The organism is Niallia sp. FSL K6-0212 (assembly GCF_038007605.1).
Classification (GTDB): domain Bacteria; phylum Bacillota; class Bacilli; order Bacillales; family Cytobacillaceae; genus Niallia; species Niallia circulans.
Genome location: NZ_JBBOXL010000001.1, coordinates 2,501,741 through 2,522,263, shown reverse-complemented (window position 1 = coordinate 2,522,263; position 20,523 = coordinate 2,501,741). Strand labels below are relative to the sequence as shown.

Here is a 20,523-nt window from a genome sequence, read left to right as displayed (position 1 = left end):
CCTTTTATTGTAACAAACACAAACAAGCATAATCTAGCAATTTCCAACTGTACGTAGGCATCCATTCTAAAAAGCCGACAATCAAGGATTGTCGGCTTGGAATTTACTTATTCTCATTGTGCTTTATATTTTTTATATTCACTTTCAGAGCAATAAACAAAATGTCCTGGTTTAATTTCTCTCATTTTAAGCTCTTCACCCTCTTGATATTGATGAACTGCTGGATCATAAACCGTTCTTTTTCTTGTTCGCTCTGTTTCTGGATCTGGCAGAGGAATCGCTGATAATAACGACTGTGTATATGGGTGAATCGGATTATTGTATAATTCATCTGCAGGCGCTATTTCCACTAATTTTCCGAAATACATCACACCAATACGATCACTAATATATTTCACCATGGATAAATCATGGGCAATAAATAGATAGGTAAGCCCCTTTTCCTTTTGAAGCCTCTTCATCAAGTTTACAACCTGTGCTTGAATGGAAACATCTAATGCAGAGATTGGTTCATCTGCAATGATAAAGTCTGGATCTACAGCTAATGCACGTGCAATTCCAATTCTTTGTCTTTGTCCGCCTGAGAACTCATGCGGATAACGATTGGCATGCTCTTTATTTAAACCAACTGTATGAAGCAGCTCATATACTTTTTCCATTCTCTCTTTTTTGTTTTTCGCTAAACCGTGAATATCAATGCCTTCTGCAATTATATCAGCAACGGTCATTCGAGGATTTAAAGAAGCATATGGATCTTGGAATATCATTTGCATTTTACGATTAAATCTCTTTAATTCTGCCCTTGATTTTCTTCCATGAACATCTTCTCCATTAAATAAAACTTGACCGCCTGTTGCATCATAGAGGCGGATAATCGTTCTGCCAGTTGTCGATTTTCCACAACCAGATTCGCCTACCAAACCTAATGTCTCTCCTTTGAAAATATCAAAGGTAATATCATCTACTGCTTTGACAACATTAGGAGTATCAACATTGAAATATTGCTTCAGATTTTTTATTTCTAATAACTTTTCTTTCAATTTATTTATCCCCCTTTACTAATACTGGTGTTTCAAAGTTAGAGGGTAACGTTCTTATTCTTTCTTTAACTGAAGCTGGTGGTTCTACTGCTGGCGCATTCGGATGCAGTAACCATGATTTCACAAAATGTGTTTCAGACACTTGATACACTGGCGGCTCTTGTTCAAAATCAATTGCTAATGCGTATGGATTTCTCGCAGCAAATGCATCTCCTATAGGAGGATTCGTTAAATCTGGAGGTGTTCCCGGAATAGCAGCAAGCTCATCTTCATTATCATTGTCTAAACTTGGCATAGATGCAAGAAGCCCCCATGTATAAGGATGTCTTGGATCGTAGAATATTTCATCAACTGTTCCCATTTCAACAATTTGACCAGCATACATTACAGCAACACGATCAGCCACATTTGCGACTACCCCTAAATCATGGGTAATGAAGATAATACTCGTATTCATTTTCTCTTGCAAATCTTTCATTAAATCTAAAATTTGCGCTTGAATCGTAACATCTAAAGCTGTTGTTGGTTCATCTGCAATTAATAGATGTGGGTTAGCAGCTAAAGCAATGGCAATCATCGCACGTTGTCTCATCCCACCAGAAAATTCATGCGGATATTGATCCACCCTTTTCTCTGGTTTAGGAATTCCAACTAAGCTTAACAATTCAACAGCTTTCTTTTTTGCCTTTTCCTTGTTCATTTGCTGATGTTTTATCAGTACTTCCATGATTTGTGTACCAATACGCATAGTCGGATTCAAAGATGTCATAGGATCTTGGAAGATCATACTCATTTCCTTCCCACGGATACTTTCCATCTCTTTATCCGTTTTTTGAACAATATCTTCTCCATTAAATAAAATTTGTCCTCCTTTAATATGGCCAGGAGGCATCGGGATTAATTTCATTAATGTTTGGGACGTAACACTTTTACCTGATCCGGATTCACCAACAATAGCTAATGTTTCCCCTTTGTATAAATCAAAGGATACTCCACGAACTGCCTGCACTTCTCCTCCATACGTATGGAATGAGACTTGTAAATCCTTTACTTCTAATAATTTTTCCATGTATCTCACTCCTTACTTACGTAGTCTTGGATCAAGAGCATCTCGGATTCCATCGCCAATAACATTAAAGGCAAATATTGTTAAACATATAAACAGTGCAGGGAAAAATAATCGCCATGGATAATATTGCAGTGCTCCGATTCCATCATTGGCCATCGTTCCCCAGCTGGCTAATGGAGGAGTTAATCCTAAACCAAGATAGCTTAAAAATGCCTCTGTAAAAATAGCATTAGGTACAGTTAAAGTTAATGTCACAAGAATTGGCCCCATTGCATTTGGGACTAAATGTTTGCTCATAATTCTTGATACACTTGCTCCTAACGTTCTGGAAGCAAGAATATATTCTTGGCTCTTTAAGGATAATACTTGTCCACGGACCATTCTCGCCATATTAATCCAACCAGTTATACTCATTGCCAGAATCATCGTCCATATTCCCTGGCCAAGAACAACCATTAAAAGAATTACTAGTAAAAGGTAAGGAATACCATATAATACATCCGCTATACGCATCATTACTTCATCGGTTTTTCCACCTTTATAACCTGCAATCCCTCCCCAGATTACGCCGATAACTAAATCAATCAAGGCTGCCGCTACCCCAATAAATAACGATATTTTCGCACCATACCAAATTCGAGCAAACATATCTCGGCCAAGGTCATCTGTGCCAAAATAATGTTCAGCACTTGGAGGCTGATTCGTTTTTGTATAATCATTCTCATAATAATTGTACGGAGTTAATAACGGCCCTATTAAAGACATAACAATTAAAAGAATTAAAAGAACAAGTCCAAAAACCGCAAGCTTATTTTTCTTAAAACGAGTAAAAACATCTTTCCAAAACGACAAACTTGCTTTGGATATTTTCTCTGACTCTATGCTGCTATTGCCAACTATTTCAAATTTATCTTTCGAAATTTCTTGCATCTTTACGCTCCTTTCTTCCCGCCCGATAGTTTAATTCGAGGATCTATTAATCCGTACAATAAGTCGACAAGAAGAACAGATACTAACAGGATAATACTATAGAAAACAGTTACTCCCATAATCGCTGTATAATCACGGTTATTTATACTTTTGACAAACTGTGATCCGAGACCTGGAATACCGAAGATTTTCTCAATAACAAAACTACCTGTAACAATTCCCGCCGATAAGGGCCCCATGTATGAAACAACGGGAAGAATCGCATTGCGGATGGCGTGCTTTACAGTAATATTAAAGCCGCTTATTCCTTTTGCTTTTGCCGTTTTAATATAATCATTGCTTAACACTTCTAACATTGAAGATCTAGTTAAACGAGCAATAAATGCTGTTGGTCCAGCTGCTAATGCGATTGCAGGCAGGACACTTTGCATAAATGTTCCCCATCTTGCTACAGGGAATATCCCCAGCTTCATTGCGAAAATATATTGCAGAAAAGCTGCCATAATAAACGAAGGTACTGATATTCCTAATACTGCGACAATCATCGCCAGATAATCTTGCCATTTATTATGTCTTAAAGCAGCAATTACCCCTAATGTAACACCAATGGCTAAAGCGATAAAAATTGCTTCTACGCCCAAGACTAATGATACCGGGAATCCTTCATTGATTAATTGATTCACCGTTTGGCTCTTATATTTAAAAGATGGACCAAAATCCCATTGAACAACTCTTAGCAAATACTCTCCATATTGGACATACCAAGGCTGATCAAGTCCATAATGGGCGTTTAAATTTGCTTCGATTGCAGGCGGCATTTTCTTTTCCGATGTAAATGGGTTACCTGGTGCCATCCTCATGAAGAAAAACGTAGCTGTTATGATTAACCATAAGGATAGCGCCATAAACAGCAAACGTTTTGTTAAGTACTTTATCATGGTTTTACCTCCATTTTTTCTAAACCAATGCCAATTAGCAAGGAAGAGGATGCCCTAGGAAACGAGCTTACTTAGAAAGTATCACTCGTTAAATAAGGCAGCCTCTTTTTTCTCTTTAGCTTTGTACTTTCATAAAAAATTAAAGTTCGAATTTCCTATAGTATGATGAATGAACAAAGCCAACTATTGTATTATTTAAAATGTGCCCATTTTAACTGTGCTTCCCCTAAACCTGAAATGACTACATCTTTTAGATTATCTTTTTGTACCCATGTATTTGTATAGAAATAAACAGGTGCAATTGGAAGTTCGTTCATTAAAATAGTTTCTGCATCTTGTAATAATTGTTTGCGTTTTGCCTCATCTGTTTCTTTTTGTGAAGCATCAAGAAGTTTTTTGTATTCAGGATTTTCCCACCCAGTATCATTATTTCCTCCGTTTGCATCACGGTATAATTCTAGGAAATTAAATGCATCATTATAGTCACCAGACCATGACATACGTCCAACCTGGTAGTCACCAGAATCAATTTTCTCTAGATAAACTTGCCATTCTTCATTATCTAGCTCAACATTAATTCCAAGATTTTTCTTCCACATATCTTGAACCGCTTGTGCAATCTTAGCATGTGCTTCACCGGTATTATATGATAATGTGATTTTTGGTAAGTCTTTTACACTAGCATAGCCTTCCTCTTTTAAACCTTTTTCCAGAGCTGCTTTTGCTACTTTGATATCATTATCTTTAAAATAACCTTTTTCGTTTTCTGAAAACATGGTTGGAGGAACAACTGCCGTTGCTGGAATTTGTCCACCTTGAGTAATTTGCTCAACAATTGCTTTACGATCTATCGCATATGTTAAAGCTTTACGAATATTTTCATTGTTAAATGGCTTTTCTTTTGTATTAAATTTATACCAATAAGTACCTGCTATCGCTTTGATATTTAGGTCACCTTTATCGTTTAAAGCTTTAATAGAATCAGTAGGTAATGCACCAAAAGGTAAGCCAGCCCAATCTAATTCATCGTTATCAAACATGCTTAATTCTGTTGTTGGATCTTCTACCATTGTCATTTCTACTGTTTCTAATTTAACCTTGTCTGCATCCCAATAGTCTTCGTTCTTTTCTAAAAGGATAGACTCACTATGATTCCATTCCGTCATTTTGAAAGGACCATTCGTTACATAATCATCTCCAGCATTTTTATACCAATCTGGATTTGCTTCTGCAACGTTTTTATTAACTGGGAAATAAGTATAGAAAGCTAGCAATTGTAAGAAATATGGCGTTGGGTTTACCAAGGTTACTTCTAACGTTTTTTCATTTACTGTTTTAATAGCAACATCATCAAGACTACCTTTACCATTATTTGCTGCTTCAGCACCTTTAATGGCATATAGTTGATAAGCATACTGTGATTGGTTTTGAGGATCAATTGCCCATTTCCAGGCATATTCAAAGTCTGCTGCTGTTACTGGATCACCGTTTGTCCATTTTGCATCTTCGCGGATTTTGAACGTGTAAGTTAACTGATCATCTGATATATCGACTTTTTCTGCCATAGCTGGCTGCGGAACTCCATCTTTATCAATTCGAGTTAACCCTTCAAAAGTTTGAATTAACACTCCACCAGATGTTGAATCTGTAGCTAATGCTGGATGTAATGTTGGTGGTTCTGAAACAATATTTAAACGAAGATTTTGTGATGATTTATCACTACCACCTTTGTTATTACCACATGCAGCAAGAAAAGCACTGAGTGTAAGCACTAAGCTCATTAGCACAAGCATTCTTTTTCTCATGTAATTACCCCCTTAATAATTTCCTCAAATGGAACTTCGAAAATAGCTTTCCCACTCTAAACCTCAGAATACACAAGCAGTCATTTCCTAAATAGTCAGTCAATTAGAATAAATGACCGTTTCCAATTAAAATAGCAGCACGGTAAAACGCGCAAAATATTATATAGGAATAATTTTTCATTCATTACAAATTATTTATGTATTCTTACATGTTTTTAAATAGTCTGAAATATTACTATCTAATCCATTCGCAATGACAATTATATAGTTGGATTATTCAACACGCAAGAATTTTGTAGAATTTTGTAGAATAAAAACAAATCTGAAATATATAAATCTACAGAATAATTATATTAATATAAATTTATCAGAATTCAAAATTATTCCTTGCATCCATTCTTTTTTCTTAAAATTTGTCAAACTTTAAGAAAACAGCCTTTGCATATCAACTAATCATGCTAAAATGGTTATAATAATGATATTGATAATTAAGTTTCTAGATTCTATCTTTAACAGTACTAACGTATTTGCTTGAAGAAAACTGTTTCTCTTGCAGATAAACATGGCTCTAAAATAAACTATTAAATAGAATAAACCGCTTGATTAGAAACATCTATAAACTAATCAGGGGTCTAGAATACATATTGGAGGAAGTATTTGATGAAAACTATCTTTTCTGGGATTCAACCAAGCGGCACCATTACATTAGGGAATTATATAGGTGCATTAAGTCAATTCGTGGAGCTGCAAGATGAATACAATTGTTTCTTCTGTATTGTGGATCAACATGCCATTACAGTGCCTCAAGATCGCATGGTACTTCGAAACAATATTCGCAGCTTAGCAGCTCTGTACTTAGCTGTAGGAATCGACCCTAATAAAGCGACTTTATTTATTCAATCAGAAGTACCAGCCCATGCCCAAGGAGCTTGGTTGATGCAGTGTATTTCTTATATTGGCGAATTAGAAAGAATGACACAATTCAAAGACAAATCAACTGGTAAAGATGCTGTTTCTGCTGCATTATTAACCTATCCACCATTAATGGCTGCAGACATCCTTCTATATAGTACAGATATTGTTCCAGTTGGAGAAGATCAAAAACAACATCTAGAATTAACTCGTGATCTAGCCGAGCGTTTTAATAAAAAATATAATGATATTCTTACAATTCCTGAAGTACGCATTCCAAAAGTAGGAGCTCGCATTATGTCCTTACAGGATCCTACAAAGAAAATGAGTAAATCTGATACAAATAATAAGGCAACCATCACTTTATTGGACGAGCCAGCACAGATTACGAAGAAGATTAAAAGTGCGGTAACAGACTCTGAAGGTATCGTTAAATTCGATAGAGAGAATAAACCAGGGGTTTCCAACCTTTTATCTATTTATTCTATTCTTTCAGGGGAAAGTATCCAAAGCCTTGAAGAGAAGTACGAAGGAAAAGGATATGGAGATTTCAAGTCTGACTTAGCCAACGTTGTAGTGGATGCATTAAAACCAATTCAGGAAAAATACAATGAGCTAATGAATTCAACGGAATTAGATGACATTTTAGACGAAGGTGCGGCAAAAGCAAATAAAGTGGCAGGGAAAATGATTAAAAAAATGGAAAATGCAATGGGATTAGGACGGAAACGACGTTAAGCTCCTCCCTTATCAAAACGATGGCTAACTCCATCGTTTTTTTATGCTTCAAATCAAGCAGGGTGAAGATTTCAGATGGGGAATTACAGTTTACACGGGGTTATGAGAGGTGTGAGAAAAATTAATATCGAGGTGAATTTATCTTTATAACAGAGCAGCCCTCTCTGTTACCTTATCCTGATAAAAATTCGCAGAAGAGAGTAGGACATAACAAAATAATTAATGAATAATGACGAACAATCTCTAAATTAGTAGGGAAACCAATTCGTTCCATTACGCTACAGACACTCTATGCGCCGGGGAGCAACCTAAGCCTGTAGGGTCTTAGGCTTTGCTCTACTTCCCGCAGGAGTTGAGTGTCCTCCTAACGATCCCCCTTCTAAAAAGGGAATAAAACCCAAACAATCACAGGAAATATACTTGGTATCTCCTCAAATTGTTTGGGTTTAACTTAGTGCTAGGATACTTAAGACTCTGGCTTTTTTATCCTATTCATTTTATTTAATTGGTTACTATTAATTTACTTTCGGGCCATGCTCCATTTCCCAGAGTTTTTCAAAAAAAGGCTGACCTTTTATAATATTCTCACAAAACTGTTCATGCTTTTTAGACCATCCGTATTTTGTACACTCATATAGTTCATTCCACGCATGTTCAAAATCTAAATGCTGAATCTCAAAATAGCGTTCTGGGCTCCATTCTGTGTACCAATAACGAACTTCTGCTACATTTTCAGAAGAATGTAATTGATCTAATGCCATAAACAATAATTGCTTTAATTGTCTTTCTTTTCTCGTTAATCCATTCATCACATGAGGATCAGGTGATAGAATATGGAACTCTTTTTTCTCTTCGGTGTTTTGAAAGTTATAATAAATCGTTTCTTGATTTTCAAGCAATTCATAGGCCAATTGTTCTTGTCTAGGTATCATTCGGCTTTTTCGAATGGGAACAGAGTATCCGATTGTATCTACTACTAAAAGACCAATCCCATCAGAAACAACAAAACAATAATCTAATTGAATTCGTTCATGATTCTTCCGTAGATATGCCTTCTGATAAATCTCTTCTAATAATTGTCGTGGTATTTCTGCCAAGTCATTTTCTATGTAATTGTATAAGCATGAATCTACTTTCAAAAGTGGAACTTGGTCCAATAATTCAACACCATCATCTTTTCTCCATTCATGAAAGTGACATACATTATATCCGTTTTCTTCCCCTTCAAACCAATTTACCCAAACATCATGAAGATACTGCATATTTTATCCCTCACTTCAACAACTGTTTGTCCATAAGTATTGTCAGAGCTTAGTAAATTTATTCCTATTTTCAAAGGATTATTTTTTTTATGTCGATTTTCTCTTTATGTTTCAGTTTCCCTAGTAATAGGCATACATATAGCGGAATATCATTTTTCTCTTTAAATATATTGCTAAAGTTCATCCTAAAAATTGAACAATCATTTTTATAACCTATTAACATAATATGTACAAACTTTCGCTAACATGTCTTTTTCTTTTTTATAAAGAGGAGATCCCCTTTCAATGTTCCCATAAAAAATAGACGAGCTATTCTGCTAAACTCGTCATTCAAATAGTAGTATAGTATTACAAAAAAGCTTCACTATTAATTGTGAAATGATCTTTTTCTAAGATTTTTTGCTTGGAATGTAAAGAATTCACAAGATAAAAACCTGTATTATAGCCAATAAGACGGGGATAGCGTCTATAACCATACAATAAATCATCATGTTTCTCTTCTGTTTTCTTTACATGTAAATGTTCCTTAAGCTCTGTCTCCCAAAATTGCTTTATTTCTTCTTCATCATACAAGTGACACCAATTAGCATTATAGGCTTCTCCGCAGTTTTCTTTCACCGCAAGCTCCGCTAATCCTTCCATTATGATGGAATCTAGTAAGGTATAATCCTCTATAGCTTTTTTTTGGTAATGAATTCGGCATACATGATGATATTCATGAATAAAAAGGGCTTCTAGCTCTTTTTCATTTTCGACATCATCAATAAATAAGAAGAGTTGATCAGGAAACGATACACCAGATTTATTTTCGTCTCCTCTCCAAGAAGACTGAAAAGGAAATACGTATATAGGTATATCTGGCCCCTTCCATTTTTTCTTATACTTAAAAAAAATCCGTTCTACTTTACTCCACGTATCTTGTTCCTTCATCTTCTCAAATGCTTGTCTCGAATGTCTTGATGGCTTATACATCCCAAATCTCATTAAATATCGATATATATTTTGAGGCTTATCTCCATCAAATGCTGATTGAAAATGTTCACATATTGTAGTTGGTTCATAAAAATTATCTTCTAACCATTTATTTGTTTTGATTACCCCCACCGCTATTTCCCCTCTTCATTCTTTTTTTCCTATTCATTTAAACAGTATATGGATTTCGAAATTAGAGGTTCCAGAGCTGGCAGCGTATTGATACTAACCTTGATAGCAGTCAGGCTTTTCAAAACCTCCCTATACTAAAAAGGATAGACAATGAAGAACGCACTCCCAGTTCTCCTTTGTCTATCCTTTTCTTTGTAATCAAAATAAATTTGTATATTTAGCTTTATTTCTGAAAATCTTTCAATATTCTACTTCCACATCCACATCGGATGGAATGCTTTAATTTTTTGATTGGTTGTTTACATTCTAAACAAATAGTTTCTTGTTTTCGTTCATGCTTTTGAACACTGCTCACAGGTTCCATAAAATTGGAGGCTGTGGGAACTGATATGGAATTTAGATATGGATTTCGCAAATGCCTCTACCTCCCTTAACATAGGATACCAAATATCAACTATTTCTCCGCAATCGCTACAGACAATATGATAATGCTCCTCTTTCTTCCATTCATATTTACTTAATCCTTCTCCGAATTGTATTTCTTTTAATAATTGTAATTCCGTAAATAAATGAACATTATTATAAACAGTTGTAATACTAACCGAAGGCATATTCTCATTTAGGACATGGTAAATTTCATCTACTGTCCAATGCTTGTTGTCTTTAGAAAGTATATTAATTAATTCTAGCCGTTGTGGTGTTAAACGTATATTTTTTTCTTTTAAGAGGTTTTTAGCTCTTTCTATACTAAGCATAGAATTCTTCCTTTCTACGTGATATGCTAGTTCACCTTCTAAAGAAAGCGTTTTCTTTATAAATTGATTCATTCCGAATTTTCTATGTTAAATAATAGAATTATAGTTTTAATTATATACACTTTATAATAATAGTCAATATTAATTTAAAATAATTATAAATAAAGGAGGTTTTATTTTAACAATAAAAAACTGCTAAGCCTCGATTAATAAATGAAGCTTAGCAGTTTTTTTATTAAATGCTCTTTCAAACAAAATCCATGAATTATTGATATTTTTTAAACACAATTGTAGCGTTATGACCGCCGAATCCTAGGGAATTACTCATTGCTACATTTACTTCTTGTTTTCTATGTGTATTGATAACATAGTCTAGATCACAATCTGGATCTGCTGTTTCAAAATTTATTGTTGGTGGCACGATGCTATCTTTTATTGCTAATACGCTAAAAATAGCTTCAATTCCCCCTGCTGCACCTAGTAAGTGACCTGTCATTGATTTGGTCGAACTCATTGGTACTTTATAAGCATAGTCTCCAAATACTTCTTTGACTGCCATTGTTTCAAACTTATCGTTATAAGCAGTACTTGTACCATGTGCATTAATATATGAAACATCTTCTGGAGTAAGTCCTGCATCATTGATTGCCATTTTCATTGCTCTTGCTCCACCTTCGCCTCCTGGTGCAGGGGAAGTAATATGATAAGCATCTCCAGTTGAACCATACCCAACTATTTCTGCATAGATTTTAGCACCTCTCGCTAATGCATGCTCTAATTCTTCAAGAACAACGATTCCTGCTCCTTCTCCGATAACAAAGCCATCACGATTTGCATCAAATGGTCTGCTTGCTGTTTTTGGATCTGGATTGAAAGATAACGCAGTATTTGCACAGAAGCCTGCTACTGACATTTTAGTAATCGGCGCTTCTGCCCCCCCAGTAATCATCGCATCAGCATCGCCACGCTGAATTACTTTAAAGGCATCTCCGATTGAGTTTGTACCCGTTGCACAAGCAGTAACCGTACAAGAATTCACGCCTCTTGCTCCTAATGTAATCGATACCTGTCCTGATGCCATATCTGGAATTAACATTGGTACGAAGAAAGGACTTACACGTTTATATCCTCTTTTTTGGAAAGTTTCATATTGATTTTCGAAAGTCTCCATTCCACCAATACCAGACCCAATCCAAACCCCAACACGCGGTGCGTTTTCATCCGTAATTTGCAATTCGGCATCCTTTACAGCCATCAGGGAAGCTGCGACTGCATATTGTGTAAAGCGATCCATTTTTCTAGCATCTTTTTTATCCATAAAATCCTCTGGATTAAAGTCCTTCACTTCTGCAGCAACTTTAGCTGGATATTCATCTGCATTTATTCTAGTTAATGGTCCAATCCCAGAAACTCCAGCAACAATATTTTTCCAGGTAGTTATTGCATCATTACCAAGCGGTGTTACAGCACCAATACCAGTAACAACTACTCTTTTATTTGTACTCATGACTTTTTCTCCTTTTTTGTAATTATCATCAACTTAAAAAGTATATTCTATTTATATAGGAAGTAATTTATTATCTACCCCAGCGCATTGCAATCGCGCCCCAAGTCAGACCTCCACCAAAACCAACCATTACAAGTACATCATCATCTTTGATTTTACCAGCCTCTAATTCTTCCACCAATGAAATCGGTATAGATGCAGCACTTGTATTTCCATATTTATGAACTGTCTTCGATAGTTTTTCTTCCGGTAAATTCAATCTTTGTCTAGATGCTTCCATAATGCGAATATTAGCTTGGTGTGGAATAAGGAAGTCTACGTCTTCTTTAGATAAACCAGCTTTCACCAAAACATTCTCACTGCTTTCTCCCATTTGACGAACAGCAAATTTAAAAACTTCTCTACCATTCATGTAAATATAGTCTTCTTCATCTAAATAAAGATGTTTTCCACCAGAACCATCTGCCCCTAGTTCAAAAGAAAGAATGCCTCTTCCTTCAGAAACTTTCCCTAATACAGCAGCTCCTGCACCGTCACCAAAAAGAACAGCAGTATTGCGATCTTCCCAGTTCGTAATTTTAGAAAGCTTTTCTACCCCAACTACTAGTATATATTTATAAACTCCTGTATCAATAAATTGTTTTGCAGTTATCATCCCATACATAAAACCTGCACATGCAGCACTTAAATCCATCGCTGCTGCTTTTTTAGCTCCTAGTTTTTCTTGAATCATACAGGCAACAGAAGGGAATGATTGATCTGGCGTAACAGTTGCCACCATAATCATATCAATATCTTCTGGGTGAATATCAGCATCATCAATTGCTTTCTGTGCTGCAGCTAATGCAATATCAGATGTATCTGTGTTGTCGTCTGCAATTCTTCGTTCTTCTATCCCAGTTCTTGTTCTAATCCATTCATCATTTGTATCAACCATTTTTTCTAAATCAAAGTTTGTTAAAATTTTCTCTGGAAGTTCACGGCCAATACCAATTATTCCTGTTCCCAAAGCTTTCAGCTCCTTTATAGTCACCGGTTATCCGGTATATGTTTCGTTTATGACTGTTAATTAGTATGAACAGTCTTTTCATAAAATCTTATTAGAATGATTGCTACAATAATGCCAGTCTGGTTGAGTTTAAATCGGTGCCTTCTGTAATTCACAAACAAAGAAGCTTACCATTTTCTTCGTTTCTCCTAACTGTTATTCAAGAAAAAAGAAAACAGTATTCATACAGTATATATTATTATCAATTATTATGACTTGGTACTAATTTTATCAAATTCCTCTACCCTTTTGCAACATATTTTACTTTCTATTACATTGGTCTAAGCATTCCTTGATATTTATCATAGCATATTAAGAGCATCATTCCATGATCGTGAAATAGGAGGAAATATTGTGGAGGATTTTAAAGATGAATTCTATGATGAAAAAGACAAGGAAAAAATAGAAGAGGAAGAAATTGAAATTGATCACTTTTCCATGTTTATGTTTGGTACAAACCGTCAATCCGTTAGAAAAAAGCAACAGATTGAACATTCTCAGCATAACGACAAGGAACCATCCTACAACAGAAGAGAGAAAGGGGATGATTGGATTCTTGGAAGAAGTGGCGGAAATACAAAGCAAGTGGAAGAAAAAGATGAAAATGTAAATATTGATGCGGTAACAAATTTTTTAAATCAAATTGACTTGGAGCTTCTGATTAAAAACGTTGATATGTTTATGACATCGGCAAATGACTTAAAGCCTATTTTTAAGAAAATTACCCCATTTATAAAAAAATGGATGGATTAACTTTGTAACATTTTATGCATGTTGTTAATCTATCCCCTTTTTTTATAAGGTATATTAGCAATTTCAGTAGGACATCCAACTACTTTACACTTGTTTTGGACAAGGCTTACTATTTAATTTCATCTGGCAACTTGCCTGTATTCTTATAACGGTCAAAGTCTTTTTCCAATCGTTCTATAAACTCTTTATCTACATTGGGGCTATATTTCCCTAGAAAAATGGTATCGTCTCTAATCCCACAGGAGCGATTTCCAGACTTTAGTTTGCCTTCATCAAATGCTTGAGCGATTTGCCCATAAAGCTCGGGGATATCTTGAATGGTGCTTGTTAAGACAGCATACTTCCCAATAGTGGACTGATCTGAAATATATCCAATCGCGTATAAACCATTTTCTTTCATTTTTTCAAGGATCCCCACATGAAAACCATCGCCGACTGGATAAACCACGTCTACATTTTGACTGATCTCCTTATCTAACAGGTTCATCGCCTTTTCACGGTTATCCCAATCATTAACGAATTCTTTCAAGACATTTACATCCTTATTGATATAGTGGACGCCTGCTTCAAAGCCAGTGGCTTCCTCTTGCCATTCGTATGCACCAATAACCCCGACCTTATTTGTTCTTGTCATATGTCCAGCAACCATCCCGCCAAAAAAGCCCATCGGATAATTCTCTAGTCTAATATTACTTGTATTCGGTTGTGTTGCAGGTTCTCTTCCATTTAAACTAACAAAATGGATGGAGGGAAATTTATGAGAAAGAATGTTAAAATACTGCACAAAGTTTCCGCCGTGGCCAAAAATTAAATTGACCCCTTTTCCCTGTAATTCCTTCACTGCTCTTTCTGCAACTGTGTAAGAATCAATAGCCTCTTTATAAAACACATCTACCCCAAGTTTCGTATGTATATTTAATAATCCTTTATATCCTTGCGTCCCCCATGCCTGATCATTTACTGTTCCAACTACAAGAAGACCAACTTTTTCTATTTTCCCTTGTTTCTCCAGTGAACTATTAAAGAATAGAAAAAGGAAAAGAACACACGCCATTAGAGGAAGGATAAAAAAAAGCTTTCCCCTAATTATTGATTTACGAATGTTCATCCATGCACTTTTCATTGTATTTACTCCTATAATACTGCTAAATTCTATTAAATAAGTAATGCCTTTTTTGCTTTTCTATGTTATCCTCTATCGTCCCTTTGTTTTCAATGATTACTTCTTGTAAATTTCGAGATATTTGCAAAGTCTTATTTGTTTTTGGTATATCCCATTGTAATTGTTCTAAGCATCTTTGCCAATGGTTTATTTCCTTACTCTTTAATAGAATATCATTATTTTGTCCTTTCGTTGTCATTTTTACTACTTCCCTTACCGCATCTTCAATAAAAATTGCATCCATTGTATACTCGCGTACATTTAACTGAATATCGTTCTTCTCTTTTCCCTCTACAATCTGTTGAAATAAAAAATCACTTGGCTGCCACGGACCATAAAGTGTTGGTAGATGAATTACTTGTATATCATGGTCAACTAAATTATCTTTTAAAAAGGTTGTAAACTCTCTTTCTGACTCTATAGAAGTAATATTCACTAAAAAAATCAACTTTTTACCGCAGCTCTTTTCTTTGTCTCGAAAATTTAAAAACAGACTTTGGACCTTTTCGTATATTGATATTTGTTTTAATGTATAAAGGTCAAAATATATATGTTGTACATTTGAATCTTGGAGAATAAAAGGGAGGTTATCCAAGCTTTTCTCACTAAAATTCGCATTGCGCCCAATTTCCATTTTCTTATCTTCTAAATCTTCTATCGAAAATTCTGGATAGGAGATGCCGATTATTTTCTCTCCTTCTTCTAATAATACGGAGCATATATGAAAGCCCACAAACTGATAAACGCCAAATATTACAGCTTTCTTCATGAAAAAGCCTCCCATTAAAATTACTTAATGTATCATATGCAATAAAAAAGACAATTATTTCATATGCTTAATAAAAGCTTGATTTAGTACCCATTCTTCTATGAAAAATTCAAAAAAGATGGTGCCTAATATAGCCTATGCTACTTGGACACCATCTTTTCTTTCAAAGCGACTTTTCATATTTTTTAAAAAACGTAGCAATTTGTTTCGGAATGGCACTCCTTTTCTCCGGTAATACATAAGAAACAAAAATAGGCAGGTCTTTTTCTTCCCAAATTACAGAAGCTTTTTTTAATCCATTTGATTGGTAATAGGATCTACCGTTATGCAAAATATGAATAATTTTTGTTGGGATGTCTGCCTCATCTAACTGATACTCCTTTTTCTCCTTTACCATTTCGAATAACTCCTGCTTATTCGTATTAAAAGCGATACTTATCTCATTCGTTAACTTTTTTATAAAAAACTTATGCTCTTTCTCTCTATCTAAATGTTCTTTTAAAGATAAAATTGGGTTTAGCAAAACAACAGATCGAATATTGTCTTTCATCTCCATCATTAATTGGATCGCTGTCAGTGCCCCCATTCCTTCAGCAATTATATGAATTCTCTGGTTTAATATTTCTGTTCGAATAATATGTTCATATAATCTTTTCGCCAATTGCAAAGCTTTTTCGCTGCCCCAGTTCTTTCCATATAGATTGGAATAAAATATCGTATATCCATTATCCCGTAACGATTCAATTAAATTCCGCTTTCCTTCATTTTGGTTCCAAAAACTATTACTGTCGGTTACATAATTTCTTTCGTCTCCAATTATTAAGATACCGAAACCATTAGGTCGATGAGGATAATGTATCATGTTCCATTCGGTATCTAACAGGAAGTTCCGGTTCTCCATCTTAAAAACTCCTTTTTAGCATTTTCCTTCTAATAATGTATGTCTCTTTTATTAAAACGTAAGGGAGTTTGCCTATATTTCAAGAAGAAATGCGGAGTCATCTCAGAAAATAATCAGATTTTTTATCTATTTCTGTTAAAGGAATGACATATTAACATAATCGGAAATACTATTTATAATGGAAAAAGTGAAGAATTTAAGAAAGCTCTATCATTCACATTTATTATTTAGCTTCGATGTGGTAAGATGGTTATGATAAGCAAGCTATAAAGAGGTGATTTCGGTTGCGTTACATAATGACAATTTTTTGGACATTTTTACTTGCTCAAATGTTAGTTTATGTTGTTGGTTCAATGAATGGGGTTCCTTTTAATTTTTCAATGGGGCTAATTCTGACAGCTGTCTTTTCCGTACTAGTTTTCATTTTATCAGCAATTATTCCAGATGAACCTGCTCATGAAAAAGGTTCTCATTAAAAATCTGTATATCGTAAGATTGGGTGATTAAATATATGCACTAATAGGGGAATTCTATTCGTGTATTTTGTTTAATCACCTTTTTATTGCAGCCATAAAAAAATGCCTGAATACAAATATTTACTAATTTGTCCAATTGTATTCAGGCTGTTACAAACACTTAATAGTCGAAAATTACAAAGTATGTTTTAAAATTATTTGTTCCTCTTCTTCATCAATTAAAACATGATCACTTTCTTTTACTTTACCAGCAATTATATCTTTTGCCAGCAGTGTTTCAATTGTTTTCTGTAAATATCTACGAAGTGGTCTTGCTCCAAATTTTGGATCAAACCCATTTCTTGCAACAAATTCTTTCGCCTTTTCCGTCATATCAATAGTGATATGCTGATCTGTAAGGCGTGCTTGTAATTGAACAACTAGCTTGGATACTATATCTTTAATATTTCCGAGTGATAAAGGTTTGAATAAAATAACTTCATCAATTCTGTTTAAAAATTCTGGTCTAAAATGTCCATTTAATTGATTCATAACGCCTTCTCTTATTACTTCGGGTATTTCCTCTGCTTCTCCCGTTTCTAATAAAAGATGGGAACCAATATTGGATGTCATGATGATGACTGTATTTTTAAAGTCCACTGTTCGTCCTCTCGAATCTGTAATCCTGCCATCATCAAGAACTTGAAGCAGAATATTGAATACTTCTGGATGAGCTTTCTCTACTTCATCTAATAGGACAACAGAATATGGTTTTCTTCTGATTGCTTCTGTTAATTGTCCCCCTTCTTCATAGCCTATATATCCTGGAGGAGCACCGATTAAACGAGACACAGCATGTTTTTCCATATACTCGGACATATCGATACGAATCATTTGCTCTTCACTATCAAAAAGCGTTGCCGCTAAGGTTTTGGCAAGTTCCGTTTTCCCAACACCAGTAGGTCCCAAAAATAAGAAGGAGCCAATTGGTCTGTTCGGATCTTTTATTCCTGCTCGCGCTCTTAGTACTGCATCACTTACTAACTGCACTGCCTCTGCTTGACCAACCACTCTTTCCTGCAGAATTGCTTCTAAGCGTAATAACTTTTCTCGCTCTTTCTCCACTAGCTTGGATACAGGTATACCAGTCCACCTTGCAACAATATTGGCAATTTCCTCTTCTGTCACTTCTTCTCGAAGGAGACGGTTCTCCTGTCCTTCTTTTGTCTTTTCTTCCATCTCCTTAATTTCTTTTTCTAATTTTGGAATGCTGCCATGTCTTAATTCAGCTGCTTTGTTCAAATCATAATTATTTTCCGCATCCTCCAGCTCTCTCTTTTTTCGTTCAAGCAGTTCTTTTTTCTCATGGATGGATTGTAAAGCATCCTTTTCCTGCTGCCATTTTGCTTTTAAGACATTAGAACGTTCTCTGAGATTAGCTAATTCCTTTGCAATAACCGCAAGTCTCGCTTTACTTTGCTCATCCTCTTCTCCATGCAATGCCGCTTCCTCAATTTCAAGCTGCATAATTTTTCTTGTTAGTTCATCTATTTCAATTGGCATCGAATCGATTTCTGTACGAATCATCGCGCAAGCTTCGTCTATTAAATCGATCGCTTTATCCGGCAAGAAGCGTTCTGTTATATACCTGTCCGATAAAGTTGCAGCTGCAATAATAGAACGATCTTGAATATTTACACCATGATGAATTTCAAATCTTTCTTTTAGTCCTCTTAAAATAGCAATCGTATCTTCCACTGTCGGCTCCGAGACTATAACCTGCTGAAAACGGCGCTCAAGTGCAGGATCTTTTTCAATATATTGACGATGCTCATCTAATGTTGTCGCACCAATACAGTGAAGTTCTCCTCTTGCCAGCATCGGTTTAAGCATATTTCCTGCATCCATTGCACCATCTGTTTTTCCTGCGCCAACAATTGTATGCAATTCATCAATAAATAAGATGATTCTCCCATCACTATTTTTCACTTCTTGTAAAACAGCTTTTAAACGTTCTTCAAATTCGCCTCTAAATTTAGCTCCTGCCACTAGTGCACCCATATCTAAAGAAAAAATAGTTTTATCTTTTAAACCTTCTGGGACATCTTTTCGAACAATCCTTTGTGCTAAGCCTTCTACAATAGCCGTTTTCCCTACCCCAGGTTCTCCAATTAAAACAGGATTATTTTTGGTCTTTCTTGATAGTATACGGATTACATTACGAATTTCATTATCACGGCCAATCACTGGGTCAAGCTTGCCCAACTTTACTTCTTCTACTAAGTCTCGTCCATATTTACTAAGTACTTCATATGTCGCTTCGGGATTTTTGCTTGTCACTCTCTGTGTCCCCCTTATCTCTTTTATTGCTTTCTTTATTTCCGCTAATGAAATGTCTTCTTCTTTCAATGTTCTTCCTACTGTAGAAGATTCTACTTTATAGGATGCCAGTATAAGATGCTCTACAGATAAGTATTCATCTTCCCATTCCCGCATCTCTTCTTCTGCCTTCATTAAAAGCTGCTGCAAACCAGCAGTTATATATACCGTACCTTGTTGAGAACCACTATATGATACTTGTGGCTTTTTCTTTAATTCTTCCGCTAATTTATCGCTCACTCTATTTGGATCTTTTTTTAACTTGTTTAAAATGGCCGTCATTAAATTATCCTGTTGATGAAGAATTGCCATAAATAAATGAATATCATCTATTTCTTGATGACTTTCTTTTTTTGCAAGGGATTGTGCTTCAGTTATGGCCGATTGGACTCTTTCTGTCATCTGCTCTACATTCATTTTACAAGACTCCTTTTTTGACCTTTTTTGACCTTTGATTTTATTATAGTATAATTTATCCATATGTAAAGGGATCTCTCTTGGACAAAGAGTAAATTCAAAACAATGATCTCAAGGAGATAATCATCATGAAGCAGACTCTTTAGAGAAATCCCTTTTTTAAACGATTATACGAGCCTTTTATTGGTATCATCGTATAATATTGGGGTTATCTTATTATGGTTTTCTTTGATATGTCCATAATCGATTATGATTCGATGTTTCTGGAAAGCGGTCTCCAGCTTTCAGTTTTAGCATTTGAGGATTATTTACGTTACTTCCGGTTTCACCAATTTCTATATACAATCCATTATTTGGTGCCTTTTGCCCTGGACGAAACTGTCTATTTTGACCCAAAATAAACTCCTCCTTTATCCATTACCAATTCAAAAGCTAAGTAAACACGAAGCAAATATGTGTTACTTAACTGCTTATTAGTATTACCTTTTTTCAAAGTGAACATTACGGAAAATAATGACTGGCTTTTTATTGGAATAAATACATTTTCATTCGAGCATGCTATAAGTCCATATCTATTTT

General features: G+C 35.1%; 18 protein-coding genes. 3 read left to right on the top strand and 15 right to left on the bottom strand.

Annotated features, from left to right (window positions below; all coding sequences use genetic code 11):
- Positions 1-113 precede the first annotated feature (113 nt).
- The 5 genes from MHH96_RS11970 to MHH96_RS11950 all read right to left on the bottom strand — a co-directional run bounded on the left by MHH96_RS11970 (position 114) and on the right by MHH96_RS11950 (position 5,782).
- Positions 114-1,040 (bottom strand): ABC transporter ATP-binding protein, encoded by a 927-nt coding sequence (locus MHH96_RS11970; protein WP_047942448.1) that lies wholly within the window; start codon positions 1,038-1,040, stop codon positions 114-116.
- A gap of 1 nt (position 1,041) precedes the next feature.
- Positions 1,042-2,109: an ABC transporter ATP-binding protein gene (locus MHH96_RS11965; RefSeq protein WP_047942450.1), complete on the bottom strand. Its 1,068-nt coding sequence runs from the start codon at positions 2,107-2,109 to the stop codon at positions 1,042-1,044.
- Positions 2,110-2,121: 12 nt separating this feature from the next.
- Entirely contained in the window at positions 2,122-3,039 is a 918-nt protein-coding gene (locus tag MHH96_RS11960; protein ID WP_047942451.1) for an ABC transporter permease, read from the bottom strand.
- A 2-nt stretch (positions 3,040-3,041) separates the two neighbouring features.
- Positions 3,042-3,977 (bottom strand): ABC transporter permease, encoded by a 936-nt coding sequence (locus MHH96_RS11955; protein WP_047942453.1) that lies wholly within the window; start codon positions 3,975-3,977, stop codon positions 3,042-3,044.
- A 191-nt stretch (positions 3,978-4,168) separates the two neighbouring features.
- Positions 4,169-5,782: a peptide ABC transporter substrate-binding protein gene (locus MHH96_RS11950; protein WP_341117390.1), complete on the bottom strand. Its 1,614-nt coding sequence runs from the start codon at positions 5,780-5,782 to the stop codon at positions 4,169-4,171.
- A gap of 660 nt (positions 5,783-6,442) precedes the next feature.
- On the opposite strand from MHH96_RS11950, the gene trpS reads away from it, so the two are divergent.
- Positions 6,443-7,432 (top strand): tryptophan--tRNA ligase, encoded by a 990-nt coding sequence (trpS, locus tag MHH96_RS11945; protein ID WP_047942455.1) that lies wholly within the window; start codon positions 6,443-6,445, stop codon positions 7,430-7,432.
- Between the two features lie 515 nt (positions 7,433-7,947).
- Here trpS and MHH96_RS11940 read toward each other — a convergent pair.
- The 5 genes from MHH96_RS11940 to MHH96_RS11920 all read right to left on the bottom strand — a co-directional run bounded on the left by MHH96_RS11940 (position 7,948) and on the right by MHH96_RS11920 (position 13,069).
- A complete protein-coding gene (locus tag MHH96_RS11940; RefSeq protein ID WP_047942457.1) occupies positions 7,948-8,694 on the bottom strand; it encodes a YjbA family protein in 747 nt (248 codons plus the stop codon).
- A 348-nt stretch (positions 8,695-9,042) separates the two neighbouring features.
- Entirely contained in the window at positions 9,043-9,798 is a 756-nt protein-coding gene (locus MHH96_RS11935) for a DUF2268 domain-containing protein (protein WP_235850257.1), read from the bottom strand.
- A 332-nt stretch (positions 9,799-10,130) separates the two neighbouring features.
- Positions 10,131-10,553 carry a Fur family transcriptional regulator gene (locus MHH96_RS11930; protein WP_171509447.1) on the bottom strand — a complete coding sequence of 141 codons (423 nt, stop codon included), beginning with the start codon at positions 10,551-10,553 and terminating at the stop codon, positions 10,131-10,133.
- A 265-nt stretch (positions 10,554-10,818) separates the two neighbouring features.
- Positions 10,819-12,060 carry a beta-ketoacyl-ACP synthase II gene (gene fabF, locus MHH96_RS11925; protein WP_047942462.1) on the bottom strand — a complete coding sequence of 414 codons (1,242 nt, stop codon included), beginning with the start codon at positions 12,058-12,060 and terminating at the stop codon, positions 10,819-10,821.
- A 70-nt stretch (positions 12,061-12,130) separates the two neighbouring features.
- Complete coding sequence (locus tag MHH96_RS11920; protein ID WP_144545298.1) at positions 12,131-13,069, bottom strand: beta-ketoacyl-ACP synthase III; 939 nt, start codon at positions 13,067-13,069, stop codon at positions 12,131-12,133.
- Positions 13,070-13,462: 393 nt separating this feature from the next.
- Between MHH96_RS11920 and MHH96_RS11915 the strand changes: the two genes are divergently transcribed.
- A complete protein-coding gene (locus tag MHH96_RS11915; RefSeq protein ID WP_144545300.1) occupies positions 13,463-13,861 on the top strand; it encodes a hypothetical protein in 399 nt (132 codons plus the stop codon).
- A gap of 109 nt (positions 13,862-13,970) precedes the next feature.
- Here MHH96_RS11915 and MHH96_RS11910 read toward each other — a convergent pair whose 3' ends face one another.
- From MHH96_RS11910 to MHH96_RS11900, 3 genes are all read right to left on the bottom strand, one after another.
- A complete protein-coding gene (locus MHH96_RS11910) occupies positions 13,971-14,984 on the bottom strand; it encodes a BMP family ABC transporter substrate-binding protein (protein WP_328282749.1) in 1,014 nt (337 codons plus the stop codon).
- 22 nt (positions 14,985-15,006) lie between these two features.
- Positions 15,007-15,792: a hypothetical protein gene (locus tag MHH96_RS11905; protein ID WP_144545302.1), complete on the bottom strand. Its 786-nt coding sequence runs from the start codon at positions 15,790-15,792 to the stop codon at positions 15,007-15,009.
- Positions 15,793-15,955: 163 nt separating this feature from the next.
- The gene (locus MHH96_RS11900; protein WP_095330023.1) at positions 15,956-16,693 is read right to left on the bottom strand and encodes a hydrolase; all 738 of its coding nucleotides are present in this window, start codon (positions 16,691-16,693) and stop codon (positions 15,956-15,958) included.
- Positions 16,694-16,989: 296 nt separating this feature from the next.
- Here MHH96_RS11900 and MHH96_RS11895 point away from each other — a divergent pair, with 296 nt between their 5' ends.
- Complete coding sequence (locus tag MHH96_RS11895) at positions 16,990-17,169, top strand: YjzD family protein (RefSeq protein ID WP_235844452.1); 180 nt, start codon at positions 16,990-16,992, stop codon at positions 17,167-17,169.
- 174 nt (positions 17,170-17,343) lie between these two features.
- Here the strand turns inward: MHH96_RS11895 and clpB are convergent, their stop codons facing one another.
- Positions 17,344-19,944: an ATP-dependent chaperone ClpB gene (clpB, locus tag MHH96_RS11890; RefSeq protein WP_341117385.1), complete on the bottom strand. Its 2,601-nt coding sequence runs from the start codon at positions 19,942-19,944 to the stop codon at positions 17,344-17,346.
- A gap of 216 nt (positions 19,945-20,160) precedes the next feature.
- Positions 20,161-20,340 carry a YjzC family protein gene (locus MHH96_RS11885; RefSeq protein ID WP_047942478.1) on the bottom strand — a complete coding sequence of 60 codons (180 nt, stop codon included), beginning with the start codon at positions 20,338-20,340 and terminating at the stop codon, positions 20,161-20,163.
- Positions 20,341-20,523 lie beyond the last annotated feature (183 nt).

What these genes read in the sequence shown, in the direction of transcription:
- MHH96_RS11960 (WP_047942451.1), bottom strand. Translation starts at nt 3,039, where the DNA reads ATGCAAGAAATTTCGAAAGATAAATTTGAAATAGTTGGCAATAGCAGC.
- trpS (WP_047942455.1), top strand. Translation starts at nt 6,443, where the DNA reads ATGAAAACTATCTTTTCTGGGATTCAACCAAGCGGCACCATTACATTA.
- MHH96_RS11955 (WP_047942453.1), bottom strand. Translation starts at nt 3,977, where the DNA reads ATGATAAAGTACTTAACAAAACGTTTGCTGTTTATGGCGCTATCCTTA.
- MHH96_RS11950 (WP_341117390.1), bottom strand. Translation starts at nt 5,782, where the DNA reads ATGAGAAAAAGAATGCTTGTGCTAATGAGCTTAGTGCTTACACTCAGT.
- MHH96_RS11965 (WP_047942450.1), bottom strand. Translation starts at nt 2,109, where the DNA reads ATGGAAAAATTATTAGAAGTAAAGGATTTACAAGTCTCATTCCATACG.
- MHH96_RS11910 (WP_328282749.1), bottom strand. Translation starts at nt 14,984, where the DNA reads ATGAAAAGTGCATGGATGAACATTCGTAAATCAATAATTAGGGGAAAG.
- MHH96_RS11930 (WP_171509447.1), bottom strand. Translation starts at nt 10,553, where the DNA reads ATGCTTAGTATAGAAAGAGCTAAAAACCTCTTAAAAGAAAAAAATATA.
- fabF (WP_047942462.1), bottom strand. Translation starts at nt 12,060, where the DNA reads ATGAGTACAAATAAAAGAGTAGTTGTTACTGGTATTGGTGCTGTAACA.
- MHH96_RS11895 (WP_235844452.1), top strand. Translation starts at nt 16,990, where the DNA reads ATGACAATTTTTTGGACATTTTTACTTGCTCAAATGTTAGTTTATGTT.
- MHH96_RS11900 (WP_095330023.1), bottom strand. Translation starts at nt 16,693, where the DNA reads ATGGAGAACCGGAACTTCCTGTTAGATACCGAATGGAACATGATACAT.
- clpB (WP_341117385.1), bottom strand. Translation starts at nt 19,944, where the DNA reads ATGAATGTAGAGCAGATGACAGAAAGAGTCCAATCGGCCATAACTGAA.
- MHH96_RS11940 (WP_047942457.1), bottom strand. Translation starts at nt 8,694, where the DNA reads ATGCAGTATCTTCATGATGTTTGGGTAAATTGGTTTGAAGGGGAAGAA.
- MHH96_RS11905 (WP_144545302.1), bottom strand. Translation starts at nt 15,792, where the DNA reads ATGAAGAAAGCTGTAATATTTGGCGTTTATCAGTTTGTGGGCTTTCAT.